The following is a 24652-nucleotide window of genomic DNA, read 5'->3' as shown; positions in this document are numbered from 1 at the left end:
AAAAAACGCAAAATAAGCCCCGACAAGGAGATTATTTTGCGTCTTCCGCCAAAATAAATCACAATAAACTGTAATCGTATTTAATTTTACATTTACAATTTTACAAAAAAAAGCTTCATTAGACAATACTTTTATTGTATATTACTAAAAAATAGGATATAATAAATATACGATATACATATATATGTATATCGTATATAAGGGGGGAGAAATTATATGCACTTAATTTTAGGGTTTATTATTATATTTATATTTTCAGTTATTTTTTCACACTTTCAAGGGTTTATAGATTTTCTAATTGATATTGGATTATTCCCTGAAAAGTATCGAAAGAATGCTAACTTCGATATTATGATGATTTTCGTTTTACACTTTTTATTCATGGCCACGGCATTTATCGGCGCAGGGATACTATATGTATTCGGAGCCTCTCTAGATTGGAACCTAAATAGAAAAATAAAAAAAGCAAAAAAAACATCTCAAAAAAAATACGGTACAACTGCTCCTTATTTTTATTTCTTAGAGCCAAAAACGATTCTTACCGCGCCACTCGACAAATTAAATTACGTTTGGGAAATTAATCAACAATATTTGTATGAGAAATATGAAGATTGGGATAAAGTAGAGGAAATCCTAAAAAACCTTTCTAACATCGAAGAATTAAAACTTTATCATGAAGCGATCGATTATTACAGGTTACCTGATATTCCAAAAGAATACGAGATTTTCGGAAGTTATACGGACGAGGAATTAGCGCAATTTCAAAAATAATATGAAGGAGGCACTACCAATGTTGACCAAAGAGCAAATAAAACAATTGAGAGTTAAAACTCCAACACCGATAAAGTTATCCTTTATTCCCATTTTAGTTTCAATGGGATATATAGGAGTATTTATATTATTAACTCAATACGTTAGTAACGTTACTATATCTGTTTTATCATTTTTAGCCAGAAGACCCCCACTTCAAGGAGATTGCGAGTAAGTGGTGGATGAATGGCTGGCTTAAACTTAACATTTCCAAAACGAACTTACGTTCTCGGTATATGGTATAATCGTGATAGAAAGCGAGGTGAAACGCATGTTAGTGAATAAAGCTTATAAGTTTCGTATCTCTCCTACAAAAGCACAAACCGAGCTCATCCATAAATCGTTCGGGTGTTCAAGATTCGTATTTAACTTCTTCCTGGCGAAACAAAATCAGAAAGATTTGTATTGGTCCATTGTGGAAGAAATGAAACAAAGCGGGCAACTTCCGTCTAATGTTTGGAAAGGAGAATTCTTCAACAAATACGAATCAGTCAAAGCGGTTCGATTATTAAAGAAACACTACCCTTTCTTAAAAGAGGTTGATAGCATTTCGCTTCAAAAATCCGTCGAGAACCTTCACGATGCCTACACTCGCTACTACAAAAAGCAAGCAAAAGTCCCTCGGTTCAAGTCAAAGAAGAACAAGGTTCAGTCGTATACCACCAAGCAAACCAACGGGAATATCGCAGTGTTTGATCGACACATCAAGTTACCAAAACTAGGACTTGTGCGGTATGCAAAAAATCGCAAGGTTGAAGGGCGAATAATGAATGCGACCATTCGACGTAATCCGAGTGGGAAGTATTTCATATCGATACTCGTTGAAACAGAAGTTCAAGCGTTACCCAAAACACATTCAGCTATTGGTGTCGACGTAGGGTTAAAAGATTTCGCTACGCTTTCGAACGGAACGATTTACCATAATCCCAAGTGGTCCCGAACACTTGAACAACAGCTCGTAAAAGCGCAGAGGATTCTTTCAAGACGAACCGTAGGTTCTTCCAACTGGCACAATCAACGGATCAAAGTGGCTCGCATTCACGAAAAAATTACTAACGCGCGCCATGATTTCTTACACAAAATCTCTACCGACCTTGTCAAAAACCACGACATCATCGGGATTGAAGATTTGTCTGTGAAAAATTTGTTAAAAAACCACAAACTCGCAAAAGTCATTAGTGAAGTCTCTTGGTATCAATTTCGCACCATGTTGGAGTACAAAGCCATGTGGTATGGCAAACAAGTCGTTGTCGTAGCCAGAAACTTCGCAAGTAGTCAATTATGTTCGTGTTGCGGCTATAAACACAAAGACGTTAAAAGTCTCGCTTTACGTGAGTGGGAGTGTCCAAAGTGCCAAACCCATCACCAAAGAGACATTAACGCAGGAATTAACCTTCGTAACGAAGCGCTACGATTAACTGTCGGGACGGCAGGGATCGCCTAATCCATATCTGTTCGATAGAACGGAGTTCTTAGGAAGCCCCCCACTTCAACGAAAGTGATGTTCTTTCGTAAGTGGAGGGTAGTTCACAAGCTTCCTTCACCTTATCTTTAGTACTTTGCTTTGTATATGTCATAAAACATCCTCCTAAGTGTAATTTAATGTAAATAAAAAAAGACCCTTACATTCGCACCTAAATAGGTAAAAATAAGAGTCTTCCTAAGTGTAATCTTTATTCAATTCCGAACTTTTCTAAATACTTTTGAACGGAAGCATCTATGTGCTTAAAAAAATTCTCTCCAGTTTCAAGTAGTGGTTTTGCTTCTTCTGGAGATATTTTATCCTTACCGATTTGCTTAACTATTTCTAAATCATAGTTAATACGGTTTGATCTTAAACACAAATAACAATTACCGTAATCAACAAGCATATAGAAGTAAGGTGTTTTCTTACTGAGTGAAATATTTATTATGTTCACATCGTCATGTAATGGGTGTAGGTTGGATATCACGCCCTTTGCCTCCTAATTTACAAGATTTTATGCAAACCGTCGGATTTGAGATCTTCTAATCATTTGTTGATGGAAAAATTCAGATTGTTTTATTTCACTATCTTTTTCCATTACAACAAAGCGTAAACTAATATCTTTAATCTTCCTAAAACTTTTAATTTCCGTTGGAGAAAAGTATCCTTTTGCAATAAAGTCGTCAATAGTTTTCATTGAAACTTTACCATATTTCATAAGGAACTCGTTACCAAAGTGATCATAAATAGAATTGTTATAAAATTCTATCTCCTTATTTCTTAGTTTACAAGTTCCGTAGGTAGATTTCAATGTGAGAGATTGTCGAAGAAAAGGACATTTTGTTATTTTTTCCATTATTTTATTGTAACTCATTTGACGATCCTCAAATAAAGTTTTCTGATTTAAAAATTCAGATGCCAAATGATCGATATCCTCTATAAAAGTATACTCTTCTTTATCAAGATGCTTTTTCCCCTCTTTATTCAGATAGAACTGAGCAAAGTATTCTTTGGGCTTTTGAAAGGCTTTTAGTTGAGCTAGAATGTCAGCACCTTTAATTGATTTTTCCTTCAATGACACGGTTTGTGGCAACAATCCATAATCATCAAGAAATTCTTTTAATCCTTCCTCATCCGTTTCATAGATTGGAACAGAAACAAATTTCGCAATTAAGTTATGAGGTAATTCATACCGTTTAAGATCCCCATCTTCAAATTGCTGTTTAAGAGTTTTCTTAATTGTTTCTAGTTTATTATCAGCAGTCTTCATTTCCTTATATAAACCACTTTCAAATACGTCTTCCATCATCTTAGCTGCACCTATAACTACTGGTTTTTCATTGCAGATGTTTGTATCTTTTTTTCCCATATTAATTCTCCTCCTATTATTAAATGTAAAGAAAAGAGAGTTACTAGGTAGCAACTCTCTTTCATAATTTCTATTAGCGTCCAAACGGATAGTTCGGATCAGCGTTACCGTTGTAATTTTGTCCAAATCCACCATCGTTATAAGAAGAGCCAAATGGATTTGAATTTTGCTGTCCATAACCTTGTTGCTCATAATCATTCGGTACGTGTTGTCCACTTCCATTTTGATTATTAGAAGAAGATCCTAAGTAAATAACCTTCTCTGCATGGAATTCAGGGATCGAGATATTCTTCCCTTCAAGATTTCTTTTACGTACGACGACTTTTGCTTCGGCATAGACTTGTCTTCCTTTAGACAGATATTTAGCTGCATCTTCTGCTTGCTTATCCCAGACCACAACTTGTACATACTCTGTCTTTTTCTCACTTTGAACATAGTAATTTAATGCGATATCTAAATTAGCAACAGGCTTTCCAGATGCCGTTTTTCTAAGTTCGATATCCTTTGTAAGATTTCCTAAAAATTGCGCGCGATTTAACATATTAAATTCCTCCTAAATGTGTAATGTAATAGATTAATAATTAATAACGTTTAAGCAGCAACTTTGATCACATCGTTAATGATAAAGTTTCCACCACCGTCCTTTTCGGTTGATACAGCAAGAACGTCACCATCCTTAAAATTAAGCGAACGGATACGGTCTTTTACACCATCAATAGCAAAAAGAACAGCTTTGCTACCACTACCATCACTTAAAATTACTTCCAAATGTGTGTTGTAATCTACCAACTTCTTGAATGTGCATTGAATCATGCCTGATGGTATTTGTTGCTCCTTAGGTTGTGATTGTTTTGATTGTGCTGGACTGTGTTGTCTTTGTTGATTTTTCTGAACTAAAGAAGGTGGAGTAAAATATCCATAAATATTCTTCTTTTTATCAGAAATGTATTCATCGCTAGGAGTTGCTTTTTGAGGGGTTATATCTACCCATTTTGCATCCTCAGAATAAAGATACCTACCAATGTTCAGAAGTACCGCAGCTCTTTTAAATGCTGAGCTGATACCTCCTTTTGTAGCTTCTATATTAGTGCGATCGGCTCCATCCCATTTCGTTATAGAACGGGTTTCTGAAATCCAAATACGAATACCTTGAAGAATACCTCCACCTGGAAGTTCTTCAACAACATTTTCCCAACGGTCCCAACCTACAACTTCATCCAACCTATTCATAATGGCCCTTGATTGTACGTAAGGAACAATAAGAGCTTTTGGTGGTTTGCCATTCTTCCCTTCAAATACCTGTTGAGCTCTCCATTCAATTTCATCAGATGAAAATGGCGCTCCTAAATTTTGAAAAACTTCATCAGTGTGTAGTTCTTTCATAAAAATTCCTCCTAAGTGTGTGTAATGATAAAGTTTATTATCTTTCTGACCACGACAAAAAACCCCATCGGATTTGTGGACAGACTTCTTCTAAGAAATCTATGCCACCCGATAGGGCTTTTATCTTGGTAATCAGGCTCAGAGAGCAAATAATAAACTTTATACAACAATTATATCGAAATATTCATGTGCAATCAATAATGTATCTATGAATATATTTAAAATTATCAAAATTGGTGTTTAATTAATCAATTCTTTTAGTGTAGACTTCATAGCTTAATATTATTTATATTATTATAACTCGCGTTAATTTGCCTTTTAATCTTCACTGAGTAGATCATCAATAAATTTATTAATAGCACTTTTGATATTTAATGAGCTGTCCATAAAATCCTCTACGATCATATTAATAAGAAGACCTAAAGTAATTTTTTCTTCGTAAAGATTATTTTTATTCATAAATTTTAAAACGGCTTTTAACTGCTGTTTACGATTAGGATCAAGGTTAGAATTAATATATGTTTCAATATAGCGATGAACGATTTTAGAATTTTTTAATGCTGCATCTAAAAGAAGTGAGGTTGCACTAGAAACCGTTAAATCTAGTGTATAAGCAAGATCCGATAAATGTTCATATGATTTTTGTTCAAAACGTAAAGATACCCTCTTTTTGTTACCTTCAATTTTTAAAGACCTCGAATTAAATAAATGACTTTTATCTAGGGATCGTAACAATGTCTCCCCATGCCAATAGTCTCTTTTAAAGTGTTTAGATAAATATTCAATAACGTTTATATTCGCTAGTCCTTCTTTAATGACATTTTCACCAACGTCTTTAATGGGTGTATTGGTAATGTAACTTAAACGACATAGACATTCATAAATTTCAATACCAACTATAGGTTTAATATCTTTCTTTTTATCTGACCTTGTAGCTCTCATATTTACCCCTCACCTATCCGTAAATTATTAAAAAATTAAATCTTAAGTCTAGGACACATTCCTTTTGTTCCAGTTTTATAAATTCATATTCTGATAGGGAGGTAGATATGTATATTTTTATTAAAGATGGTAATAATGATTGTTAAAAGCTATGGGAGGTTCATTATGGATAAAAAAATATCTAAAGAGAAAGCTGCTAAGTTAGCAAAACGTTGTATAGATTTAGCAAAAAAGTATAATTTGCCTGTAGATAAAAAGAAGTGATAAATACATCAATATAAATATCTATAATTTTCTAATTCTAAATACATTGAGGATAACTAATTATTAAAAATAGAAAAACGAGAACCATAACCATCGGTTCCCGTTTAAGAATAAATTTATATTAAACTTTACAATTTATTAAAAGATGATAAAAATAATGATCATTAATGAGGCATAGAAAATATCTTTATTATCCAACTTTAAACTTGATACCGCCTTGTTGTTTGAAGACATATTTGATTGGTAACTCTGTTTTAGGTTCGTTGGAGATACTTGATTTATATTCGGATATCTCTTTTTTATGGCCACTCTTATCATTCTCCTTTTTTGGATCAATCGGTTGATTTAACCACATATTATGATCATCCACCGTCCAGTTAGGTATTGGTAATTTCATATGTTCTTTTAAGTAAGGTACTAGTAGCATTTGATATTCGAGTGAATGGGCAGCTATAAATAGTGCAGCTCTAATAATTTGTTGACGATCTAATTGGGTCGATTTGGATACTTCACTTACAAACGTACGATAATCATCATCATATTGTACAGCTGGTCTATACATGTTTTTCCTCCATTTTAATTAGACATCATTTAGTTTTACTTAACTTCATGAATGGCTTGATTTTCTAGTAAATCTTTTAAATATCGCTTCCCTTCATCAGATAAATACACATTCTCGTTATTTAGTAGATAAAAAGCTAAGTCCTTTGTCATTGCGTTTCCTCCTTTTTTATTTCTTAATTCATGATATTTTGTACTGCTTGTCCAATATGCACACTTTTTTAGCAAAAATCACATTTTTGTGATTAAAGGACAACTTATTGGTCGATAATGTTGCTAATGAATAAGTTAAGGAGATGATATTTTATGTTTGGGCTCGGCAAGAAGCGATCAAAGTTCGGAAAGTTTCTTGATAAAAATTCAATTACGCAAATAGAAATAGCGAAAGAAAGCGGAGTAAACCGAAATACTATTAGTAGGTTAGCGAAATCCGAAGAATATTCTTGTTCTATGAAAAATTGGAAGAAAATTATTAAAACGTTACGAAAAGCGGGTTATGATGTGGATTACGAGGATTTTTGATCCTAGAACTTCTCCGGAGATAACGAAGAATACCTAGAAGTAACATTCAGCATATTGAATATGGAAGAAGGTACAATAGAAAATATTTTAAACAAAAACTTATACTCATATAAGTTTATATAGTAAATTCAATTTTTGACTTCCTGCTAATCTGAAATTACTTACATAATGAAAAAAGAGAGCAGCTCCCTTTTTTCATTATGTGAATTATTATTTTGTTTAAACTACTTGGAAGTTTCTACATAAATAATTAAGTAGTTTTCTTTATTGATTTTATTTTCTTATTTATTTGAGTTAAGAATAACTTCATAATGCTTTATTGCATTTTGTTGAGGAGTTGAATCTAATGTAAGTTTTAAATAAAAATCACTTCCGGCCACAGGTATATAATGTTTATTACTATCGATTTTTTTTGAAAATTTCACCTCATATTTGTTTTCCTTGTGGGTGATAAGGTTGAGTTTTCCTCCAATATCCAAGGAACTGTAAGGAGTAATTCTCCGAATAAAAAACTTATTATTATCAGTCTTTACAATTTCACCTATAGTATAAATATCATTATTATTGTGTTTAGAGACAACTAGTTTCTCATCTAGTGAGGTATATAAAAGCAACATAGTTACTTTAATAGATTCAACTTTAGCATAGTTTTCTAAAGCACTGTCAATAGTATTAAATGTTGGTGTATTATTGGTTTTCGCTGTATTTTGATTAGAAATTTCGGAATTGCAACTCACTAGTATAGAGATAATACAAAGTAATAATATCTGTTTAATTAAGTTATTCATAAAATACTACCTAATTTTTCTTAATAATATTCAACATAATACCATCCATCAGGTTCACCAGTCATTGGGACCGAAGCAGGTGACTGTGCTCTGATAGACTCATCATATATTACTATACCATCCATCGTTTCAAGATAATTTCCGTAAGTAACATTAGACAAAGGCATAAAGCGTATTCTACCTGCTTTTCCGGGTTCTAATGGTATTGTATATACAGTCCCACGTGTCACTGTTGTATTCCACGAAAAGCTTACCCCAGCTTTAATATAGTCTTTCCATCCAGATTCAACATTTACACCAAACTCTTCTGAGACTGACCATCCGACACTTGATTCAATAGTACAATCAGTTCCGCCGGAAGGACAACTAAGCCATGCACTTATATGGAAAGAATCACCCCAGTATGTTGTAGAAGAAGTTTCTTCATAACTTTTTTGAATATTTATCATAGGGCTCACTAGACCAAATTCATTAATACTATTTATTTCTTCATCTTTTTTTTCTTTTTTTTCCTTTTCTTCTTTTTCCTTAGCCTTATCAGTTTTATCTTTTTCATTTAATACATCTCTGAATTCTTCAAGAGAGGCTTTAACCTTTTTGCCATCCTCATCAAATTTATGTGGAGAACCATATTTTTTGTCAGTGTCAGTATCGACAATAACATCACCTTTAATAATATATCTTTTGGATTGATGTTCTTCAGTAGTTTGAGCTTGTATTGATAATGACATAGAAATAAAAAGTAAACATGTTAAAAGTAAAGAAATGATTTTTTTCATTGTTTTATTACCTCCAATATGAAATTTATTACTCTAAAAAAATCAGAAAGCTTATTATTTCTTAATGACAAAATTCATATAAGCAACACCTCCTCAATAGCTTCGTTATATCCAAATCATCCAAATTGTGATTAAATAGAACAAATAGTTTTATACTTCATAAGGTAAATCATTTGGCAAGTACTCTATAAAACTTTCATGAGAATAGGTTTGAAACCCACCAGCTAATACAGCAAGAACGATTGCTAGACTTAGAAATTTTTTCATTTTTTCTACCCTCCTTAAGTTAATAGTATTTAAAAAATATGCTTTAGAGTGGTGTTGCACATGGATTTAAGGGCTATAGGTAAAACAATAGTTAAACAAAGAAAACTCTTAAGACTAACTCAAGCGGAGCTATGCAAGGATATCTGTTCCCAATCAGCTATAAGTCAAATTGAAAAAGGTTCTATAAACCCTTCATTAGAAGTTCTATATTTAATTGCTTTAAAACTAAACATTCCATTAAACTATTTCTTAAATCTGATATTGGAAGAAAACTATGATTATATGGCTCAAATTGTCTCTGATATTGAGGGATTTAACTCAAGTCAACAGTTTGATAAGGTGTATAAGTTGACTTTATTAGAGATCGAGAAATTAAATGTCAATGAAGTTACCTGGTTCTCGTTATTTTTAACTTGGCAAAATACAATTAGCGCTTATAAATTGAAGAAAGTAGATTATAAACAATGCTTAAATGCATTAATCAATATTTTGGATAAAAAGTATAAGTTATTATTAAAAAAAGATTTTCTTGGAGAAAGAATTATAAATAATATTGCATTTATTTATGCTGAAAATAATGAATATCAAAAGGCATTATTTTATTACAAAAAGATCACTTCTAATAACTCCAAAAGGAAACAATCAACAATAGATAATTACGATACTTTTTTATTAAAAGTAATGTTTAATAAAATAAAAACGGTATATGACAATGGTGAATATACTGTTGCGTTGAAATTAATACATGAGGCAATAGTAAAATCAAAAGAACTTAGAAATATGTCATTTTTAGGCAACTATTTTTACTATCAAGGACAGTGCTATGAGAAGTTAAATCGTACTCATAATGAAATATCTAATTGCTTTAAGCAAGCGGAATACTTTTTTAGGTTGTTAGATAAAAATTTACATTTAGAAATTCTTCTTAAATTAAAGGGAGATTACTTATAACAATAATGGGTTTGTTTGTATTGTTTAGTAAATATTAACAGATGGAATGAGTGGCTACCATAAAATATAAGTAGATTAATATTTTTGTTTTACTAGTTTTGAACAAATTTTAATAGGGTGTGTTAGAAAATATATCTAACGCCACCCTATCTACATTACTTCAAGTCGTAACTTGCTTTATTCTTCAATAACTTCCATCACTTCCTCGCAATTAGGACAAAGCTTTTTTGGGATTATTTCAATATGCCATTCAATACAATCGCATATTGGACAACGATACTCAATAAACATTTAATTCACTCCAACATTACTTCTTTTTTCTCAAATGCTTTGGTAAATGCTCAGTACAATAGTCAAACTTAATTTGTAAGTTAAGAAGATTTTCTATTTCCTCTATTGAAAGTTCTTTATTACACTTAATACAAGTTCTTTCAGAGTTGAGTTGAGGATCAACCTTTGTAATTTTGGGATTTACCTCTTTCCTTTTATCGGTACTTAGTGAGTCTTGTTTCATTCCAAAAAACGTTAAGGCATCTCTAATCGCATCTTTGGTCGCTGAGCGAATAGCATAGTGGCGGTTAATCATTTTTCCTGAAGTATCTACCTGGTATTTAGAAAAGCCTTCACCATGATGAGAACGGCCCAATATGGTGACTTTAACAACGGTATGTACAAGTCGATCTTGGTCATAGAAAACAGGCTCCCCTACTCGCTCGTGTGACCAATGCTGCCCAGCTGCTTCATTTAGTCTTTCAAGATAATAAGCGATAGGGATATAAGTACCGTGACCATCGCTACGTGGTTGCTGCACTTCTTTAGGAAAAGGAGCCCTTAATTTATTCATTAGTTCTCTAAAGGTATCATTATGATCCATATTACTTAATCTCCTTTCTAAGTTACGCTTGTTCAGCAGATACCTTCGGTCCATACTTCACTTCATTCGCATATATCTCTATAAATGTACGATTGTTCTCTTTATCTTGCCTACTTTGAATCTTTCCAACAACTGTAGCTTCCTGCCCTTTCGTTAAATAGTTTGCTACCGCTTCAGCATAGTTTCTCCAAACGATAATTGGAATAAAGCTTGTCTTACCATACGGATCTTCAGTAGCAAGAAAAAAACGACACACAGCTACTTTACTTTGTCCCTTATCAATATATTTAAGTTCTGGATCAGCTGTTAGGCGTCCAGATAACACAATATTATTAATGTCTGCCATGACCACCCTCCTGAATAAATTATATAAATAATGTTAGAATATAAACTTATTAGAAATTAATTTATTAATTTGTTCTTTTGTTAAATAAATCTGACTTATTTGTTCATCGACCTTTTTATTATCTATTAAATGTTTATCAGTTCTTTTTACCGCTAAAGATAGAGGCATCTTAACCCAATCAATATCTGCGGTTAATTCTTTAAACATTTCAACTTGCTCTCCATTATCAGGATTAATATATTTAGCCGTAATATGGTTAACATAACGGTGTGTCCCAAGGGGGGAATGCTTTGTACACCTAATATTATTAACCCATACAACTTCATCAGATGGTAAATATGCTATGTTCGCTTTATCCCATTCACGAAAATATAGATTTCCAGATTGCTTTGCTTGATCTAGATCAAATTTGTAACAGAAACAATGGCAACCTTCAAATAAGTTCACCGTATCATCAGGAATAATAACCTTCGATTTAGTTACTTTTTCTATGAAAGTATCTAAATGTTTTATTGTTACATCAATAAATTTACCGGAGTGAGTATAAGCGTTTTCTTTAAATGAAAAATATGGATTAATAGTAAAACCATCTTTAGCTAATCTAGTAATTCTTACTAACCTAATATCTCCATTATTTTTGATAGGAGATGAAATATGAACTTTTAGATTTCTCACTTTTCTCAAAATTTCTTTATAAAAATTCATTTAACACCTCGATCTTTAATTAAATTAATTTTAATAATTAACAGAAGGAAACCTCGAGATTATGTTTTCAGCAAATCTAAAACACCTTTTACAAACACTTTAGCAGCTTTAACTGAATAAATAGCATCTTCCACAAAGCGTTCCTTCCATTGAAGCGCTCGGTCAAGATCAGAAATACTATACACTCTTGATTGTTGACGAGTGTGTATTCGCTCCCATTTGTCGATTAAAAGCGTTTCTACTTCAATAGGTTTATTGTATTCATTGACGCCCTCACAAAGTTCATTACGGCCAACGTAATGGAAATACGTATTGCTACAAACCCAGCCATAACGATTGTCCATTCGCTTATAAAGCTCCTTCATGGAGAGAGGACTTTCTTGCTGCAGCTCGTCAATAATGAAATATCGAACAACATCTTTTATTGAAATTAGCGATCGTAAAAATTCGCGATCCACTTGCGGTACCATTTGTACCTGTAGCTTTTTAGAAGATATCATTAGGTCTAACTCCATGACCTCAAGTGCGTGTAAGGTAACGCTAATCCTACTTTTAAGATCATTACGACGTTCTATTTCTTCCTGGTGTCCACTCTTTGTAATGGAGTAAGAAGCCACGCCTTCCCCCTTCACTTCAACAACTTCGCCCTTATCGCACAATTCTTTAACATGTAAATAAACTTTATCAATTGAATAAGATCGACGTGTCATACCTGGCTTTGTCGGTGGAGAAGATTCATTTTCAAGAGCATTGTATAGTTCTTGCATGGTAAGTGGGATATTCTTCAGTTTATATAGAACAAACCATTGAATAACTAACTTTAAAGATAAACGCTCGGACATTTCTCCTCCTTTCTCCTTTTGTTAAAGGTAATTTTTTTAGATTTTCTTCCCTAGTAAATTGTTACTTAATGGACTTTTTACGAGTGTAATCTATAAAAATGATCGAATCTAAATTATTAATGACTGATATTTAAGTTGATCAACTCATGTGAACTTACAAACTAACGAACATATTTTTATCTTCCGAATCGAAAAACGGATCTGAAATATACCTCCAAAGTTGCAAAAAATCGCAATTCTCCCTTTTTGCAGCTAAAAAAAGGAGGTATTTTTGTTGAGAAAATTAATGTATAATAAAAAATCTTTTAATCTTCTTATATTTGTTCAAAAAAATGATACAGCTCGTTTAATGGTGAATTTAGTACGTTTGTTATTAAAACTTGGGGACTTTTAGTCCCCTTCTTAATTCCAATAATCAATTCTTATTATTTATTTAATGTGTCACTTGCCAACGGCCACACTCTGTACATGGAATAATCGCTAATTGAGCCAATTCCTCTTCAAAATCTTCAAAACTTGGTAGCCCACTTACCATCGATGCTACTAACTTATAATCCTCTTCATCATCGTAAAAGTTAAATATGTAAGCATAGGACATTCCAGTATCGCTCTTACAAACGTCACAATCTGTGTTTACTTGTTGGGCAGCATGAGTAAATAAGTGTGTGTACTTCAAACAAAAATCTCTGATTTCCACCTCGTCAAAAGGATTACCACAACCAGAATCGTAATAGTCATGAAAAAGATTGACATCTAAATACAGCTTCTTATCCATTCACTTCCCCATCCTTTCTACTAGTTTAATATCCACCCAAACAACCAATATTATCCACTTCCATTATACTACACACCAATTACCTGTACAATACACTAGGGGAACAACCAATCATATTTTCCCCTCTCACTCTTCCCTCCGCTTCTTATTCCAGCTACGATCTTTTATGTTTTATTACTACGTACTTATTTCATTCCCACGTAGTAATTCCATTTGTACGTACTTATTTTATGTCGGTTTGGGAGTGGGATCTTTTGCGCGCTGCTTATGGTGGGGAAAAGGAGAAGGGCGTGATGAGTACATTGGGGGTTGAGGGGAACGAAGGATGCGTGAAGGGTGTGGGTGTTCCCCTACTGTACAGTGCAATAATTGACGCTGTGACGACGTATCGCCTATAAAACTTGTAAATGGTATAATATAGCAATGTGGTAATATCTATTGAAAATGAGGTGTGCAATGAGTAAGTATAAGTATGAAAAGAAAGATTTTATCTATGTTATTGCTATATGTATTATTACATTAATATTTGTGATTGGAAATTTTTATTGGAGAACTGAGTCATCAGGAACTACCTTAAACAATGTTGCTACTGGAATATCCATCGTCTTAGCAGTAGTTGCAATCGTGATCACATTAGTAAATGTGGCTGGGCAAAGAAATGGCATATTGGAGATCAAAGATACCGCTGAAAAACTAGAAGCACTTCACAGAGAATCTTACGATCTATATCAATAGCTATCTTTAGATATTCGAAACATTGATAGCTTGAAAGAAACTTTACAAGAAACTGTTGAAACAAGTAAGGGCATAAAGGTTGATATATCAGAAGCTATTACTCAATTAAAAAATGAAAATCCAGATGAAAATATAGATAGTGTTCTGCAAAAGTTAGAGGATATACAGGGTAGACTAGATGAAAAGGAATTTGAAGCGTCTGAAATAGCATCAACATTAACTGTAACTAAAAACAACAATGTTTCAGAAAAAATAGTCACTACTATCGAAAAGTTTATAAAAGACAGGTATCCAGCTGAATATAGAATGAACAAGGAAGATTTTATCAACGAAGTTAGTGATCAACTAAAGTACTCTAGAATTACTATATTACGGTCAATACGTAAACTTGAGCAAGAAAATAAAGTTCAGACACATCAAGACTTATTAGATGTAAATGTTAAAGGACGCTTACCTTGGCAATAATTTGCACGTTTCAGCTAAAATAAATTTGTTTAATAAAGGGGAAGCGTCAGGAAAATGGGTTTAGCGTTGTAAATCCGCATTTTTCTGACGGTACCCCAATTAGACTTGTATAATGAAGAGGTCAAGAGATAAGTGCATAAATTGCACATTTTACGTAGTAATTATTTGTGTTGTTTTAGGGCCGAAAAGTGATGTGCCACTATAAGTTAAAGAAGTACTCATATATCTAAGTGCAGGTGCCTCTGTCCTAACCATATAAGAATGATATGGTTAGGACATACCAATTGTCTAATATTTATGGGTCTAATAAAGAGAATGTATAAAGTACTGGCTCCTTAACATAACTTCTCTTCTCTGCAGAAGAGCTGCAACTTATTTAATTATCTAACCATTTTCATCAATTCAACAATACACTATATATTAAGAAAAAATTTCGTTCGGAGTGTAGAAAATTGGAATTTAGAAGAGGAGTTATCTGCATAACTAATCATAATTGGAATAAAATATTATCAGTAAACAGTATATCTTTTTTCATGCGTCTGGTGTTTGGTTAAGAAGAAACAGTTTTAAAGCTGTAGATAAGGGTGAACCAATCTTTTTTGTTGAGAAGAAAAGTAGATTATTACGGAGATATTGTATATTCGAGAGGTTCGAAGTAAAACCAACTAAGGTGTGTTGGAAAAAATATGGTGTTTCAAATGGTGCAAAAACTTTGAGACTTTTTATTACAATTGCATTTTCCAAATGAAGAAAAGGGTTGGAATAAAGAAATCGGTAATATTATTATTAAAGATATTCGTTGGGTTAAAAAGGAAATTCCAATCCATGATATAAGAGTAAATTTTCCAAAAGCTACAGTAATGGGAAGAAAATAAGTTTAGAGGAAGTTGGAATTTTATTATCTCATTTTATATCAAATTAAAAAGGCCATGAGTTTTTGAACGAAATCACGGCCTTTTCCATTATTTCCTTTTCAATTGATTGTAAATACGGTTTCTATCTTTAGAAATCAATAAAGAAACTAAATCCTGATCAACAACACATTTTAAATTTATACCTAGAGGATCAAGTATAGCCTGCATAGCAGATGTATTCCGTTCATGAATTGCAGGCGCAGAAAATATACCATTTACAACACTTCCACTATTATCCTCTGAAAATAACTTTATATGATCTGGAACAGAAGAACCTTCTGCACTAAATTGTGTAGATTTTGGTTTTATAGTAGTCAATTCCAGAATAAAGAATTCATTATTTATCATAAATACAATATCTGGTGTACCAGTCTTTCCACCAGGTGCGGGTCTCGGGAGTCCAAATTGCCCAATTCTACCATTCCAAAATACATCATCAATTATCCCTTCTTCTCTAAGTAAATCTAATAACTTGTAGTATAGAAATTCATAATAAGCACCTCTAAGGTTCTTATTATGAATTAAGTCTGTTCCAATAATATTCTCAATAATTCCTAAGTAAGAAGAGTAGTTGCTATCAAAGGTCTTTGAAGCTGAATGCTTAATAATACTGGTAGCAATGTCATTTATAGATTCAATTTTCCCGACATTAGCAGTAACACTAAAATCATAACTATCTACTGAAAAATCGGGAGTAATCGTAACCCTACTCAAAGTATTACCATCTTTCGGACTCATGAGAACAATATCATAATCTTCTCTTAAGAACATAGGAGCAATTAAATCAACATCTTTTTCAACTAAATCACCTGTCAACATTACTCCATTCTGTTCAACAGTCATTATTATGCTACCATTACTTTTATTTACAAGACTGATATCTCTGGGTGGTATCAGTCTTTTGGGATTTCCGATATAATCAATCCATAACCTTAATCTATTTCCAAAATCATAGACCTCTGCACCCTTATATTTATTGTTAAGAATTTCCTTAATATAAGTTTCATTCCCTGCTTTAATCTTTATTGCTGACTTTTTATCCTTATTTGAACTACCTGGATTCGGTATCTGAACTTTAACTTTTTCAATTATGCCTGTATTATGGCATAAATTCTCAAAGTATAAAGCAGAAGGAGCCTTTACAAGTGTTATATTACCAATATGTGTTCCTCTGAACAGTTTAATATCAGTATCCCTATCAACTTTATTTTGTTTCCTAAACTTTTTGATGTTATTTATAACAAGTGGGATTTCATCCTCGCCCCTTATAGAGAATACAAAATAGGCCAATTCTTCACGATCAAGATACCCTAATTCAAGCAACAGTCTTAATACTACTCTAAACGGAAAAACTAGAATATTTTCACAATCCTTCAATATAATAGGATTGGTTATTTGTAGTTTTTCGAATTGCTCAAGAATAATAGGAGAGGTCTCAATCAACTCACCACTTTTCTGACCATCACCTAAAGTACCAATATTTTTGATATTATTTTTATGATAGTCATATAGCTTTTTTCCAGAATCAGTTAGTTTTACAGTATTCGGCGTAGTACTACTATCTATATATAGTAAACCGAAATACTGTGGAACCGATGCAAGAAGTGTACGAATTGATTGATTAGAGGGTGATCTCTTTGCTCTAACTGCACCACGTTTTCTTAAATCATTTCCAAGATTGTTTTGTTTTTGTTCATTCCATCGTGTCTGATCGTAATTCCTATTGATTAACGACTCTATTAAACAAATAGTTTGATGAAGGCTTCCACGCTTCGGAACAAGCCATATCTCTTTACTTCTATTTTTTTGTACCATAAATAGCCTCCTGAATGGTTATATATTACAAATTATAACATCACATAGTAAAAAAAGCCTACCACTTTAATAAGTTAGGTAGACTTTTTCAAAACAATAACATAATCTTTATTTATTTTTCCGCCTTGTTTTCCTCTTGGAATTCTCAAGTAATGATTCTGGATAACATAACTAAAATAAGTATCTAATTGGAATCCAACCGATTCCGCTATGTCACAAATAATACTCCAGCTTTCAACAATAACCTTTCTTATCGTACTATCACCGATAACAATACAATACTTTCCTTCATCTACTAAGACGTTTTTAACTTCTATCAAGTTTTTTCTCATATCTTCAAAGAACTTTTTAACAATAATAGCTCTCTTTTTATCGATCGGCTCGATACTATAATATACATCTTTAAGCTTTTCACTGAAATCTAAAATAGATAAGTCTTCTTGTTCTTTTTTAGCTACAATATTCTCAGTACCAACATATTCTCTTTTCTTACTTCTAATTGTTTCTTCTGACTCTAATTCCAACCATAGGTTTTCTAGTCTAAGTGTTCTTGCATAATCAAATGCATTTATATAGGGAGGAGAAGTGATTGCAATATCAAATTTAAATTCTGTTTTAATATTTAATGCATCCCCATCTAACAACTCCGCATTCCCTATCGTATTACTATGAGCAAATACTGAAAGTTTCTTCATTGAGGATAAATATTTTGCTACAACAGCAGGAAAAAACACAAATGGATTGGAAGCAACTTTTTCAATCTTATTAGATACATACGGTTTAGGTGATACATCATCCGCATTCGAGCATTTCCTTATTGAACTTGCCAGACACACACTTAAAAAATCTACAATCTTTTGATTTTCTAATTTACTTATTTCACTTTTAATAAGTCCAAGTTTTTGAACATTTTTTTCAGAAAACCAATGATAAAGGTTACTAATTCGTGGAACAAAAGGATTTTTATAATCCATATAAGATTCTTGATATTGTTGAATCAATTTATTTATCCACTCTCTTATATAATCAATTTCTGTCATATCTAATGGAGTAGTTTTAACTTTAATTAATAACTTCGCAAAATTATCTATTTCTGTTCCATAAGCATTATGTCCGTTTATAGCAGCCTCTAATAAGGTAGTCCCGCTACCACTAAAAGGATCTAAAATATCTGCATTACCTTCTCCAGCATACTTTTTCATAACCCATCTTGGTATCTCAGGAATAAATTTACAAGGGTATTTAAAATACCCGTGTGTATACGAGTTTGGATTTGGTTGATTTATTGAGTATGTTCTACCATTTTCTATATCAACTGGTAAATTTACAACTTCTATAACTTCTTCTAATTGCTTTTTTACTACTTCTTCTTTAAGCATATAACACTTTCCCTTAAAAAGTTTTTTTGTTCTTTTGTAATGTTATACTGTTGTGAACTTGTAATTATATAACGTGCAACTTCTATTCTGTTTATCTCAAACCCAACCTTTTCGGCGAAAATTGTAAACAATAAATCGGTTGGAACTACAACTCCACCATAAGAAGAGTTACTAACCACAATATTACAAAATCCACCTTTTTCTAATGCAAAATAACACTTTTCAATGATTCTAAACATGTCATGAAAATACAATCGTAACATAATTGGGATTTTTTTGTCCCATAGTTCTTTCTCACCTACTTTATTTAAAACTTCCTCCAACAAAGGAATAGTATAAAGGTTTTCATTATCTTCTTTTAAGTTCGCATTAAGATGTGATCTCAATGAAGACTTTCTCAATACTTTCAAATCCGCGTAATCAGAAACAAAATCACCAAACCACAATTCTAATTTATATATTTCTGTATAATCAAAGCAGTTTGCATAAGGTGGTGAGAAAATAATTCCTGTGACACTATCGTTTTCAACATACTTATCCATGGTAATAGAAGTATCATTATACAGGCTCACATTACGCTTCAGCTTGCTCGAAATAAGATCTGAATACATACATGAATATATTTTATCTAATTTGTAGTAAACATCCTCTTCTGTAAGAATAATAGGTTTCTTTAACTTTCTCTTCTTCAAGCCATTACCTGCTTTTCTGTAATTAGATAACTCCTCTATCGCAGATAACCAACCTAGCTTCAATAAATCAATAACCTTTGTATTTACTCCTTCATTTTGGTAATCAACGATATTTTGTTTGATTTCCATAAGTTTACTCTTAACTTCATCGTTGAATACTTTATCCGCAAAAGACAATCTTGGGAGTAAATACTCTTCGTTTTTTTCCTGTATTGCTTTTTGATATAATAATTTAAATAATTCTACCTCTTCGGTGGTGTAAGCTTTTAACTTAACGTCACTTAAAAAGTAAGAAAATGGATTTACCTCAAAACCTACCCCTTTATATCCTAATTCATTTGCACCAACCAGTGTACTTCCGCTACCAGAAAATGGATCTAATATTATACCTGAATCTCTTAAAGCTTGTTCTTTAATTAGTCTTTTGACAAGTTCAATTGAGAAACCCTCTTTATATCTGCACCAACGTTGAAATGGTTTTTGTAGATCGTCTGAAAAATTAACCTGACTGATATATGTGGCATTATTATTCTCTGGATAGAGAACATTATAACTTTTCTCATGAACACTATAATCTATCATATTTAAAAACACCTCTTAGATGCATTTTACTATACTTTTGTCGATAATTGTTGTAACTATTATTGGATATACCTAGTTTACACTATTTTAGATTAAACAGAAAGTACGTTCTCTTACTACATATTTCAACTTTATAAATATCCCTACCGAGCAGCGGTATTTATTAAAACACTTAAAAGAGTTTGTCTGAACATTAAAGACACTTCCATATTCAACCAAAAATTGCTAAATCAATTGATACCAAGCTATATCAACTCTATCAACGCAACTGTTTCAACAACCGTGTGCAGCAAGTGGGAAAATATTCTTTTTTATTACAATTAATTGGTGTTTGTAAAGGTATATTTTTTAGGACTACTCATAAAAGCGTTAAAATTCCGTTTAAATAAATTATTAATTCAATTTATAAACGTTTGTAAAATAAACACTGCCTTTTAGTCTATCTACTGTATAATTAAGGAAACAAGATAAGTTGATTACAGCCACAAGAATTTACCATCTCTGCCATGTTTTTTACCAGCAGTTGCCACGAAAATCACCACTTACTGTCAACGTGTTTACCCATAGAAAAAAGTCAAGGATTTTAAAGTGAAAAAAAGCCTAATACCCCTTTGAAAGTTTATCGAGGAATTAGGCTTATGGTCTTCCGCAATCATGCACTTATCTATTGAATAGTATCGTTGTACTGCGCAATAATTAAGTGTTATTTGAACAGTAGCAATCTAATTACAACTATTTATCTTTATTCTTGAATCTTTCTTAATGACCATTTTGACCATCTTTCATCGTACTCAGTAATTACTGTTCGTAACTCCTCACCTTCGGTCACATAATCATTTATATCATGAATATAGGTGTCAGCAATTTTACTGATATGAATATATGCAGGATACACCTTACCATAGTAATCTATTAATCCATTAACAAATGATTTTGATGTTGCTTTAACTTCAAAAGAAACTACGTCACCTATTTGCGGCTTTTCAAAACGTTTCATACTATAATCATGCTTCTTCCCAACAGATAAAGCAGACTGAAGAGCTTGATGTATCATGATTCTCCATTCATCTGAAATTATTAACCTATCATCCCCCTTATGTTGCCATCTATACATTTTGGATGCAGGGAAGTAGTTCCCTATAAACCCCAGTCTATACAAATCATTTAAAACAGCATTAAAATTTGTAGCCATAACGCTATCAGCAAAAAATTTACTTATCCTATTTCTTAACTGTTCGACAGAAAAAATTGATTTAAATCCAGTAAATACATTGATTATGTCTTCTATTTGTTCAGAAGTATACAGAGCTCTCATTTCTTCCCTAATTTCATTTAAACTGTCAAGAGAATATTGTTTATGTAGACTTGAAAAAACGGCTTGTGAAAAAGAGGTACTATCACTATTAATACTATTTTGGGCAGATATAATAAATCTAACTATATCTCGCGGTTTATTCCAACTATTATTAAGAACATAATTTGAAGGCTCAATATCATGAATGGTTTCTGGGAACCAATGTGCAATAATTTCTTTATCACTTCTATATCCCTCGTCATCTTCACACTCACTAATTGCAATTCTTCTTAATAAAATTTGCATTATTGGATGACTAAATGAATTGGTATTATTATAATTCCATTTTAATGGCACCTCAAAACCTGAGGTAACTTTATTTAATTCTTTAGACACAATGAATCTAGAAATTGCATTTACAATTTCAGATCTAATAGAGCATATAATCTTTATATTTTTCATAGTAGATGAAGAAAAAATCGAATTAAATCTTTTAATAGTAAAAATTAAATCTCTAATTAAATATAAGTCTCTTTTAAATACTTCTTGATCTCCAAAATATGCTTCAAGTTCATCAACAAAGATATGATAAGGAATATCTGTTTTTGTTACTTTAGAGAATGCATTCTCTGCATCATCAACTAATTTAACAAAGCTTGAATAATTGTTCTCCTTGGAATCTTTACTTAGGTCTACATCCATCTCAGGTGCAATTGACACCCCGGTTGGATCGGTATAGGGTATTGCTAATTTAATCCTATTTGGAATTACACTCTTTTTAATATTTATTGGTCCTTTGATTTTAGATACGATGTTTGTGAAATTAGACCATTGTTCATTATCTAAAAACAACCCCCCATTAAATCCATCATTATCTGCTACTATTCGTTTAAAAAACAACCATCTCCAAATATATTCAAATTCTGAATTTTTTAACAAAGTGTCTTTATCAATGGTAATAGATGATAATCCTCTTTTTGAAAATTTATCAAACTCTTCCTTCTTTAGTTCGGCAAATTCTTCTTTAAAGAAAACAAACGATGAACAAGCACTACTATCTTTTTCTCTTATCAAGTTATCTAAGTAGAATAGTAAAGCTGTTTTACCTGTTCCTTTGTATCCTGAAATAAAGCAATGATTACCAGTTAATAATGACTCTAAATCGCTGTTCTGAGGTACTATAAATGTTTTTATAAATCCGGATAATCCTTCAAAGTTTATCTCATCTTTAGCATCGGGTTTTCCCGAATAAATATCTTTCACTGTAATTTTCTTCACACAATTATGCCCCTTCTTTTTCATTTTGACTTGATTATTCTCTTCAAGGATCAACCCTTTGCATATCCGTACTTGCCTATATAACCGATTAATAGATACCACTAGGACCCAATCTATTATGCTAATTAATTTAGGTCCATATATATATCAGTATCAGTATGGTTGGATTGCGAATTAATCCTCTAAATCTTCGTCAATAAAATCTTCGTATGGTAAAATTTCCTCACTTTTAATTTCATATTCCAACTCGATAACCCCATCCTCCAAAAACATACGGTTTATAGCTTCTACTGCTGATCCTTCGTAAGTACTTTCTTCTTCAAAAATGACTGACATTACGAATGTTTGCTTTTTATATTGCCATTTTCATCTTCCTCTCTTATTTCACATTTAGGTTGGACTGTGCGTCAATGACTTTGTTTATATTCTATGATCTTGTTAAAGATGAAAGTCTTGTCCAACTAGTGACCCTTACATAAAGATCTAAATGATATGGACAGAATTTTAATTCATGCTGCAAAATCGAATGCTTAAGAAATTCCATGAAATTTTTATCGCTTAAGAAATGCAACAAATTTACTTTCATCTGCTCTCCTTATTTATCTAAGACCTCGAATATAGTCCACTAAGTTCTTTCTCCAGCAGAAAAATCAACATCAAGAAGTGGATTTTTTTCATTAAAATTATCTTCTTTGATACTTTGTTTTTCCTCAATAATGACTTCTTTTTCCCCACCACATGATTTAATTATTGTTATATTAGTGTTGTTTTCGATATGAACATTGATAGTTCCATTATTTTCTGTAATATTAACTTCCTGATGATTATTAACATTATTCGTAATGTCATTATTAACTTCTATACCATCACTACCTGCAAAAAAACTAATGATGGTTATTAATGAACTAATAAAACCAACTAACTGTATATATGAATTAGAATTAAGGACATTTACCATTGATTTTATGTTATTGCATAACGTAATTACTAATTCGAGATAATCCTTATATTCATTGTGTTCGGAGCCAGCCCTAATGTCGTTATTTAGTGAAGGTTTGCCTTTAATCTTGTCGGAGGAAATAAACAGAAAGAGCCGTCAGCTCTATTGACCATAGTATAATGGTCAATAGAGCTGACGGCTCTTAAACTAGAAAAGGAAAAGGTTATTTGTTCCTCTTTGCTTGGCGGCCCAGAGAACAAATAACCTCTCACTACTATGTCTATTTTACTCGAATGTCCCCTTACCTTCAAGAAGTATATGAAATTCATGGAAACCTTTGATGAAGATGTCTTTTGTCCATGTTGTGGAAGGTTAACTAGAAGACACGGACAATATGAAAAAACGATTCATCTTAAGCATCAATCCTTCCGGATTCCTATCATGCGAAGAAGATGCCCGGATTGTAATAAAACCTTTTCGTTAATGCCTTGTTTTACTTTCCCATGGGGAAGGTTTGCGAATCATATTTATGAATTCTTGGGAAGGTGGTTGATGGAGGGCGTTCCTATTTGTCGATTGGCTGAATGGTTAACGACTTCTTTTGTTTCAGTGCTCTCTCTTAAAACTCTTTACCGTTGGAAACGTCGATTTCAGGATTTCTGGGGGAAATGGTGGATGGATCAAAGAAAGAAATGGACATTAGAGTTTCAAGAAGGAGAAGGTGTACTATCTTTTTATCGGCAAGGGATTAGTTCTAACGAAGAGGTACAACTTCTTCTCGCCTTCTTTTTTGGCGAAAATGGTTCGGTTCCTTGTAAAGGAAGACTTTTCTCCATGATCAATCTCCGCCAACAATTCTTTCATAGGTGAAGTCAGTTGATGCGTCGGGTCTTTTAGCTGAATATTTCTCTATTA

At 32.2% G+C, this 24652-nt stretch carries 28 protein-coding genes and 1 pseudogene; 10 read left to right on the top strand and 19 right to left on the bottom strand.

Annotated features, from left to right (window positions below):
• Positions 1-216: 216 nt before the first annotated feature.
• The 3 genes from BKP35_RS16405 (at position 217) to tnpB (ending at position 2254) form a co-directional block, all read left to right on the top strand.
• A complete protein-coding gene (locus BKP35_RS16405; RefSeq protein ID WP_071314462.1) occupies positions 217-771 on the top strand; it encodes a hypothetical protein in 555 nt (184 codons plus the stop codon).
• A gap of 19 nt (positions 772-790) precedes the next feature.
• Positions 791-985, top strand: a complete 195-nt coding sequence (locus BKP35_RS16400) for a hypothetical protein (protein ID WP_071314461.1) — start codon at positions 791-793, stop codon at positions 983-985.
• A gap of 96 nt (positions 986-1081) precedes the next feature.
• On the top strand, positions 1082-2254 hold the full coding sequence (gene tnpB, locus BKP35_RS16395) for an IS200/IS605 family element RNA-guided endonuclease TnpB (RefSeq protein ID WP_071314460.1): 1173 nt from the start codon (positions 1082-1084) through the stop codon (positions 2252-2254).
• A gap of 229 nt (positions 2255-2483) precedes the next feature.
• Here tnpB and BKP35_RS16390 read toward each other — a convergent pair whose 3' ends face one another.
• The 6 genes from BKP35_RS16390 to BKP35_RS16365 all read right to left on the bottom strand — a co-directional run bounded on the left by BKP35_RS16390 (position 2484) and on the right by BKP35_RS16365 (position 6795).
• A complete protein-coding gene (locus BKP35_RS16390; protein WP_071314459.1) occupies positions 2484-2762 on the bottom strand; it encodes a hypothetical protein in 279 nt (92 codons plus the stop codon).
• Between the two features lie 27 nt (positions 2763-2789).
• Positions 2790-3644, bottom strand: coding sequence for a hypothetical protein (locus BKP35_RS16385; RefSeq protein WP_071314458.1), 855 nt, complete (start codon positions 3642-3644; stop codon positions 2790-2792).
• A gap of 73 nt (positions 3645-3717) precedes the next feature.
• Entirely contained in the window at positions 3718-4185 is a 468-nt protein-coding gene (locus BKP35_RS16380) for a single-stranded DNA-binding protein (protein WP_071314457.1), read from the bottom strand.
• Positions 4186-4235: 50 nt separating this feature from the next.
• On the bottom strand, positions 4236-5027 hold the full coding sequence (locus BKP35_RS16375) for a Rad52/Rad22 family DNA repair protein (protein WP_071314456.1): 792 nt from the start codon (positions 5025-5027) through the stop codon (positions 4236-4238).
• Between the two features lie 318 nt (positions 5028-5345).
• A complete protein-coding gene (locus tag BKP35_RS16370) occupies positions 5346-5969 on the bottom strand; it encodes a hypothetical protein (protein ID WP_071314455.1) in 624 nt (207 codons plus the stop codon).
• A 454-nt stretch (positions 5970-6423) separates the two neighbouring features.
• On the bottom strand, positions 6424-6795 hold the full coding sequence (locus BKP35_RS16365) for a hypothetical protein (RefSeq protein ID WP_071314454.1): 372 nt from the start codon (positions 6793-6795) through the stop codon (positions 6424-6426).
• 305 nt (positions 6796-7100) lie between these two features.
• Between BKP35_RS16365 and BKP35_RS16360 the strand changes: the two genes are divergently transcribed.
• Positions 7101-7316 (top strand): helix-turn-helix domain-containing protein, encoded by a 216-nt coding sequence (locus tag BKP35_RS16360; RefSeq protein ID WP_071314453.1) that lies wholly within the window; start codon positions 7101-7103, stop codon positions 7314-7316.
• A gap of 281 nt (positions 7317-7597) precedes the next feature.
• Here BKP35_RS16360 and BKP35_RS16355 read toward each other — a convergent pair whose 3' ends face one another.
• On the bottom strand, positions 7598-8104 hold the full coding sequence (locus tag BKP35_RS16355; RefSeq protein ID WP_071314452.1) for a hypothetical protein: 507 nt from the start codon (positions 8102-8104) through the stop codon (positions 7598-7600).
• A gap of 20 nt (positions 8105-8124) precedes the next feature.
• Entirely contained in the window at positions 8125-8883 is a 759-nt protein-coding gene (locus tag BKP35_RS16350) for a hypothetical protein (RefSeq protein ID WP_071314451.1), read from the bottom strand.
• 327 nt (positions 8884-9210) lie between these two features.
• Here BKP35_RS16350 and BKP35_RS16345 point away from each other — a divergent pair, with 327 nt between their 5' ends.
• A complete protein-coding gene (locus tag BKP35_RS16345) occupies positions 9211-10101 on the top strand; it encodes a helix-turn-helix domain-containing protein (RefSeq protein WP_071314450.1) in 891 nt (296 codons plus the stop codon).
• A 307-nt stretch (positions 10102-10408) separates the two neighbouring features.
• Here BKP35_RS16345 and BKP35_RS16340 read toward each other — a convergent pair whose 3' ends face one another.
• The 5 genes from BKP35_RS16340 to BKP35_RS16320 form a co-directional block, all read right to left on the bottom strand.
• Positions 10409-10975: a Rad52/Rad22 family DNA repair protein gene (locus BKP35_RS16340; protein WP_071314449.1), complete on the bottom strand. Its 567-nt coding sequence runs from the start codon at positions 10973-10975 to the stop codon at positions 10409-10411.
• Between the two features lie 22 nt (positions 10976-10997).
• Positions 10998-11321 carry a single-stranded DNA-binding protein gene (locus BKP35_RS16335; RefSeq protein ID WP_084031708.1) on the bottom strand — a complete coding sequence of 108 codons (324 nt, stop codon included), beginning with the start codon at positions 11319-11321 and terminating at the stop codon, positions 10998-11000.
• Between the two features lie 33 nt (positions 11322-11354).
• Positions 11355-12026 carry a hypothetical protein gene (locus tag BKP35_RS16330; protein WP_071314448.1) on the bottom strand — a complete coding sequence of 224 codons (672 nt, stop codon included), beginning with the start codon at positions 12024-12026 and terminating at the stop codon, positions 11355-11357.
• Between the two features lie 59 nt (positions 12027-12085).
• A complete protein-coding gene (locus tag BKP35_RS16325) occupies positions 12086-12868 on the bottom strand; it encodes a hypothetical protein (protein WP_071314447.1) in 783 nt (260 codons plus the stop codon).
• A gap of 433 nt (positions 12869-13301) precedes the next feature.
• Entirely contained in the window at positions 13302-13643 is a 342-nt protein-coding gene (locus BKP35_RS16320; RefSeq protein ID WP_071314446.1) for a hypothetical protein, read from the bottom strand.
• A 456-nt stretch (positions 13644-14099) separates the two neighbouring features.
• Between BKP35_RS16320 and BKP35_RS16315 the strand changes: the two genes are divergently transcribed.
• From BKP35_RS16315 to BKP35_RS19990, 3 genes are all read left to right on the top strand, one after another.
• Positions 14100-14378: a hypothetical protein gene (locus BKP35_RS16315; RefSeq protein ID WP_071314445.1), complete on the top strand. Its 279-nt coding sequence runs from the start codon at positions 14100-14102 to the stop codon at positions 14376-14378.
• A 30-nt stretch (positions 14379-14408) separates the two neighbouring features.
• Complete coding sequence (locus BKP35_RS16310) at positions 14409-14843, top strand: helix-turn-helix domain-containing protein (RefSeq protein WP_071314444.1); 435 nt, start codon at positions 14409-14411, stop codon at positions 14841-14843.
• A 731-nt stretch (positions 14844-15574) separates the two neighbouring features.
• Positions 15575-15718 carry a hypothetical protein gene (locus tag BKP35_RS19990; protein ID WP_245741985.1) on the top strand — a complete coding sequence of 48 codons (144 nt, stop codon included), beginning with the start codon at positions 15575-15577 and terminating at the stop codon, positions 15716-15718.
• 87 nt (positions 15719-15805) lie between these two features.
• Here the strand turns inward: BKP35_RS19990 and BKP35_RS16300 are convergent, their stop codons facing one another.
• From BKP35_RS16300 to BKP35_RS16280, 6 genes are all read right to left on the bottom strand, one after another.
• Entirely contained in the window at positions 15806-17572 is a 1767-nt protein-coding gene (locus BKP35_RS16300) for an AlwI family type II restriction endonuclease (RefSeq protein ID WP_071314443.1), read from the bottom strand.
• Between the two features lie 74 nt (positions 17573-17646).
• Positions 17647-18951, bottom strand: coding sequence for a DNA methyltransferase (locus BKP35_RS16295; protein WP_071314442.1), 1305 nt, complete (start codon positions 18949-18951; stop codon positions 17647-17649).
• Positions 18933-20225, bottom strand: coding sequence for a DNA methyltransferase (locus tag BKP35_RS16290; protein ID WP_071314441.1), 1293 nt, complete (start codon positions 20223-20225; stop codon positions 18933-18935). Before BKP35_RS16290 ends, BKP35_RS16295 begins: the two co-directional genes overlap by 19 nt.
• Before the next feature lie 742 nt (positions 20226-20967).
• Complete coding sequence (locus BKP35_RS16285; protein WP_071314440.1) at positions 20968-22797, bottom strand: P-loop ATPase, Sll1717 family; 1830 nt, start codon at positions 22795-22797, stop codon at positions 20968-20970.
• Positions 22798-22971: 174 nt separating this feature from the next.
• Positions 22972-23133 (bottom strand): hypothetical protein, encoded by a 162-nt coding sequence (locus BKP35_RS19700; RefSeq protein ID WP_169819246.1) that lies wholly within the window; start codon positions 23131-23133, stop codon positions 22972-22974.
• Positions 23134-23422: 289 nt separating this feature from the next.
• On the bottom strand, positions 23423-23755 hold the full coding sequence (locus tag BKP35_RS16280; protein ID WP_071314439.1) for a hypothetical protein: 333 nt from the start codon (positions 23753-23755) through the stop codon (positions 23423-23425).
• A 258-nt stretch (positions 23756-24013) separates the two neighbouring features.
• Here BKP35_RS16280 and BKP35_RS20150 point away from each other — a divergent pair.
• Positions 24014-24253 (top strand): annotated as a pseudogene (locus BKP35_RS20150) (DUF6431 domain-containing protein); the annotation flags it as partial.
• Between the two features lie 159 nt (positions 24254-24412).
• Positions 24413-24607: a hypothetical protein gene (locus BKP35_RS19985; protein WP_245741984.1), complete on the top strand. Its 195-nt coding sequence runs from the start codon at positions 24413-24415 to the stop codon at positions 24605-24607.
• Positions 24608-24652: the final 45 nt, after the last annotated feature.

Origin of the sequence: Anaerobacillus arseniciselenatis (assembly GCF_001865995.1) — a bacterium.
In the GTDB taxonomy this organism is placed as follows: domain Bacteria; phylum Bacillota; class Bacilli; order Bacillales; family Anaerobacillaceae; genus Anaerobacillus; species Anaerobacillus arseniciselenatis.
The sequence above is the reverse complement of the archived record's forward strand: the minus strand, read 5'-3'. Positions and strand labels throughout refer to the sequence as shown.

Bases quoted from the DNA above. Each gene is read 5' to 3' on its own strand.
- BKP35_RS16340 (WP_071314449.1), bottom strand. From the start codon at position 10,975: ATGGATCATAATGATACCTTTAGAGAACTAATGAATAAATTAAGGGCT.
- BKP35_RS16405 (WP_071314462.1), top strand. From the start codon at position 217: ATGCACTTAATTTTAGGGTTTATTATTATATTTATATTTTCAGTTATT.
- BKP35_RS16320 (WP_071314446.1), bottom strand. From the start codon at position 13,643: ATGGATAAGAAGCTGTATTTAGATGTCAATCTTTTTCATGACTATTAC.
- BKP35_RS16360 (WP_071314453.1), top strand. From the start codon at position 7,101: ATGTTTGGGCTCGGCAAGAAGCGATCAAAGTTCGGAAAGTTTCTTGAT.
- BKP35_RS16385 (WP_071314458.1), bottom strand. From the start codon at position 3,644: ATGGGAAAAAAAGATACAAACATCTGCAATGAAAAACCAGTAGTTATA.
- BKP35_RS16370 (WP_071314455.1), bottom strand. From the start codon at position 5,969: ATGAGAGCTACAAGGTCAGATAAAAAGAAAGATATTAAACCTATAGTT.
- BKP35_RS16290 (WP_071314441.1), bottom strand. From the start codon at position 20,225: ATGATAGATTATAGTGTTCATGAGAAAAGTTATAATGTTCTCTATCCA.
- BKP35_RS16365 (WP_071314454.1), bottom strand. From the start codon at position 6,795: ATGTATAGACCAGCTGTACAATATGATGATGATTATCGTACGTTTGTA.
- BKP35_RS16300 (WP_071314443.1), bottom strand. From the start codon at position 17,572: ATGGTACAAAAAAATAGAAGTAAAGAGATATGGCTTGTTCCGAAGCGT.
- tnpB (WP_071314460.1), top strand. From the start codon at position 1,082: ATGTTAGTGAATAAAGCTTATAAGTTTCGTATCTCTCCTACAAAAGCA.
- BKP35_RS16345 (WP_071314450.1), top strand. From the start codon at position 9,211: ATGGATTTAAGGGCTATAGGTAAAACAATAGTTAAACAAAGAAAACTC.
- BKP35_RS19985 (WP_245741984.1), top strand. From the start codon at position 24,413: ATGGATCAAAGAAAGAAATGGACATTAGAGTTTCAAGAAGGAGAAGGT.
- BKP35_RS19700 (WP_169819246.1), bottom strand. From the start codon at position 23,133: ATGTCAGTCATTTTTGAAGAAGAAAGTACTTACGAAGGATCAGCAGTA.
- BKP35_RS16330 (WP_071314448.1), bottom strand. From the start codon at position 12,026: ATGAATTTTTATAAAGAAATTTTGAGAAAAGTGAGAAATCTAAAAGTT.
- BKP35_RS16375 (WP_071314456.1), bottom strand. From the start codon at position 5,027: ATGAAAGAACTACACACTGATGAAGTTTTTCAAAATTTAGGAGCGCCA.
- BKP35_RS16350 (WP_071314451.1), bottom strand. From the start codon at position 8,883: ATGAAAAAAATCATTTCTTTACTTTTAACATGTTTACTTTTTATTTCT.
- BKP35_RS16335 (WP_084031708.1), bottom strand. From the start codon at position 11,321: ATGGCAGACATTAATAATATTGTGTTATCTGGACGCCTAACAGCTGAT.
- BKP35_RS16295 (WP_071314442.1), bottom strand. From the start codon at position 18,951: ATGCTTAAAGAAGAAGTAGTAAAAAAGCAATTAGAAGAAGTTATAGAA.
- BKP35_RS16325 (WP_071314447.1), bottom strand. From the start codon at position 12,868: ATGTCCGAGCGTTTATCTTTAAAGTTAGTTATTCAATGGTTTGTTCTA.
- BKP35_RS16400 (WP_071314461.1), top strand. From the start codon at position 791: ATGTTGACCAAAGAGCAAATAAAACAATTGAGAGTTAAAACTCCAACA.
- BKP35_RS16280 (WP_071314439.1), bottom strand. From the start codon at position 23,755: ATGGTAAATGTCCTTAATTCTAATTCATATATACAGTTAGTTGGTTTT.
- BKP35_RS16315 (WP_071314445.1), top strand. From the start codon at position 14,100: ATGAGTAAGTATAAGTATGAAAAGAAAGATTTTATCTATGTTATTGCT.
- BKP35_RS16355 (WP_071314452.1), bottom strand. From the start codon at position 8,104: ATGAATAACTTAATTAAACAGATATTATTACTTTGTATTATCTCTATA.
- BKP35_RS16380 (WP_071314457.1), bottom strand. From the start codon at position 4,185: ATGTTAAATCGCGCGCAATTTTTAGGAAATCTTACAAAGGATATCGAA.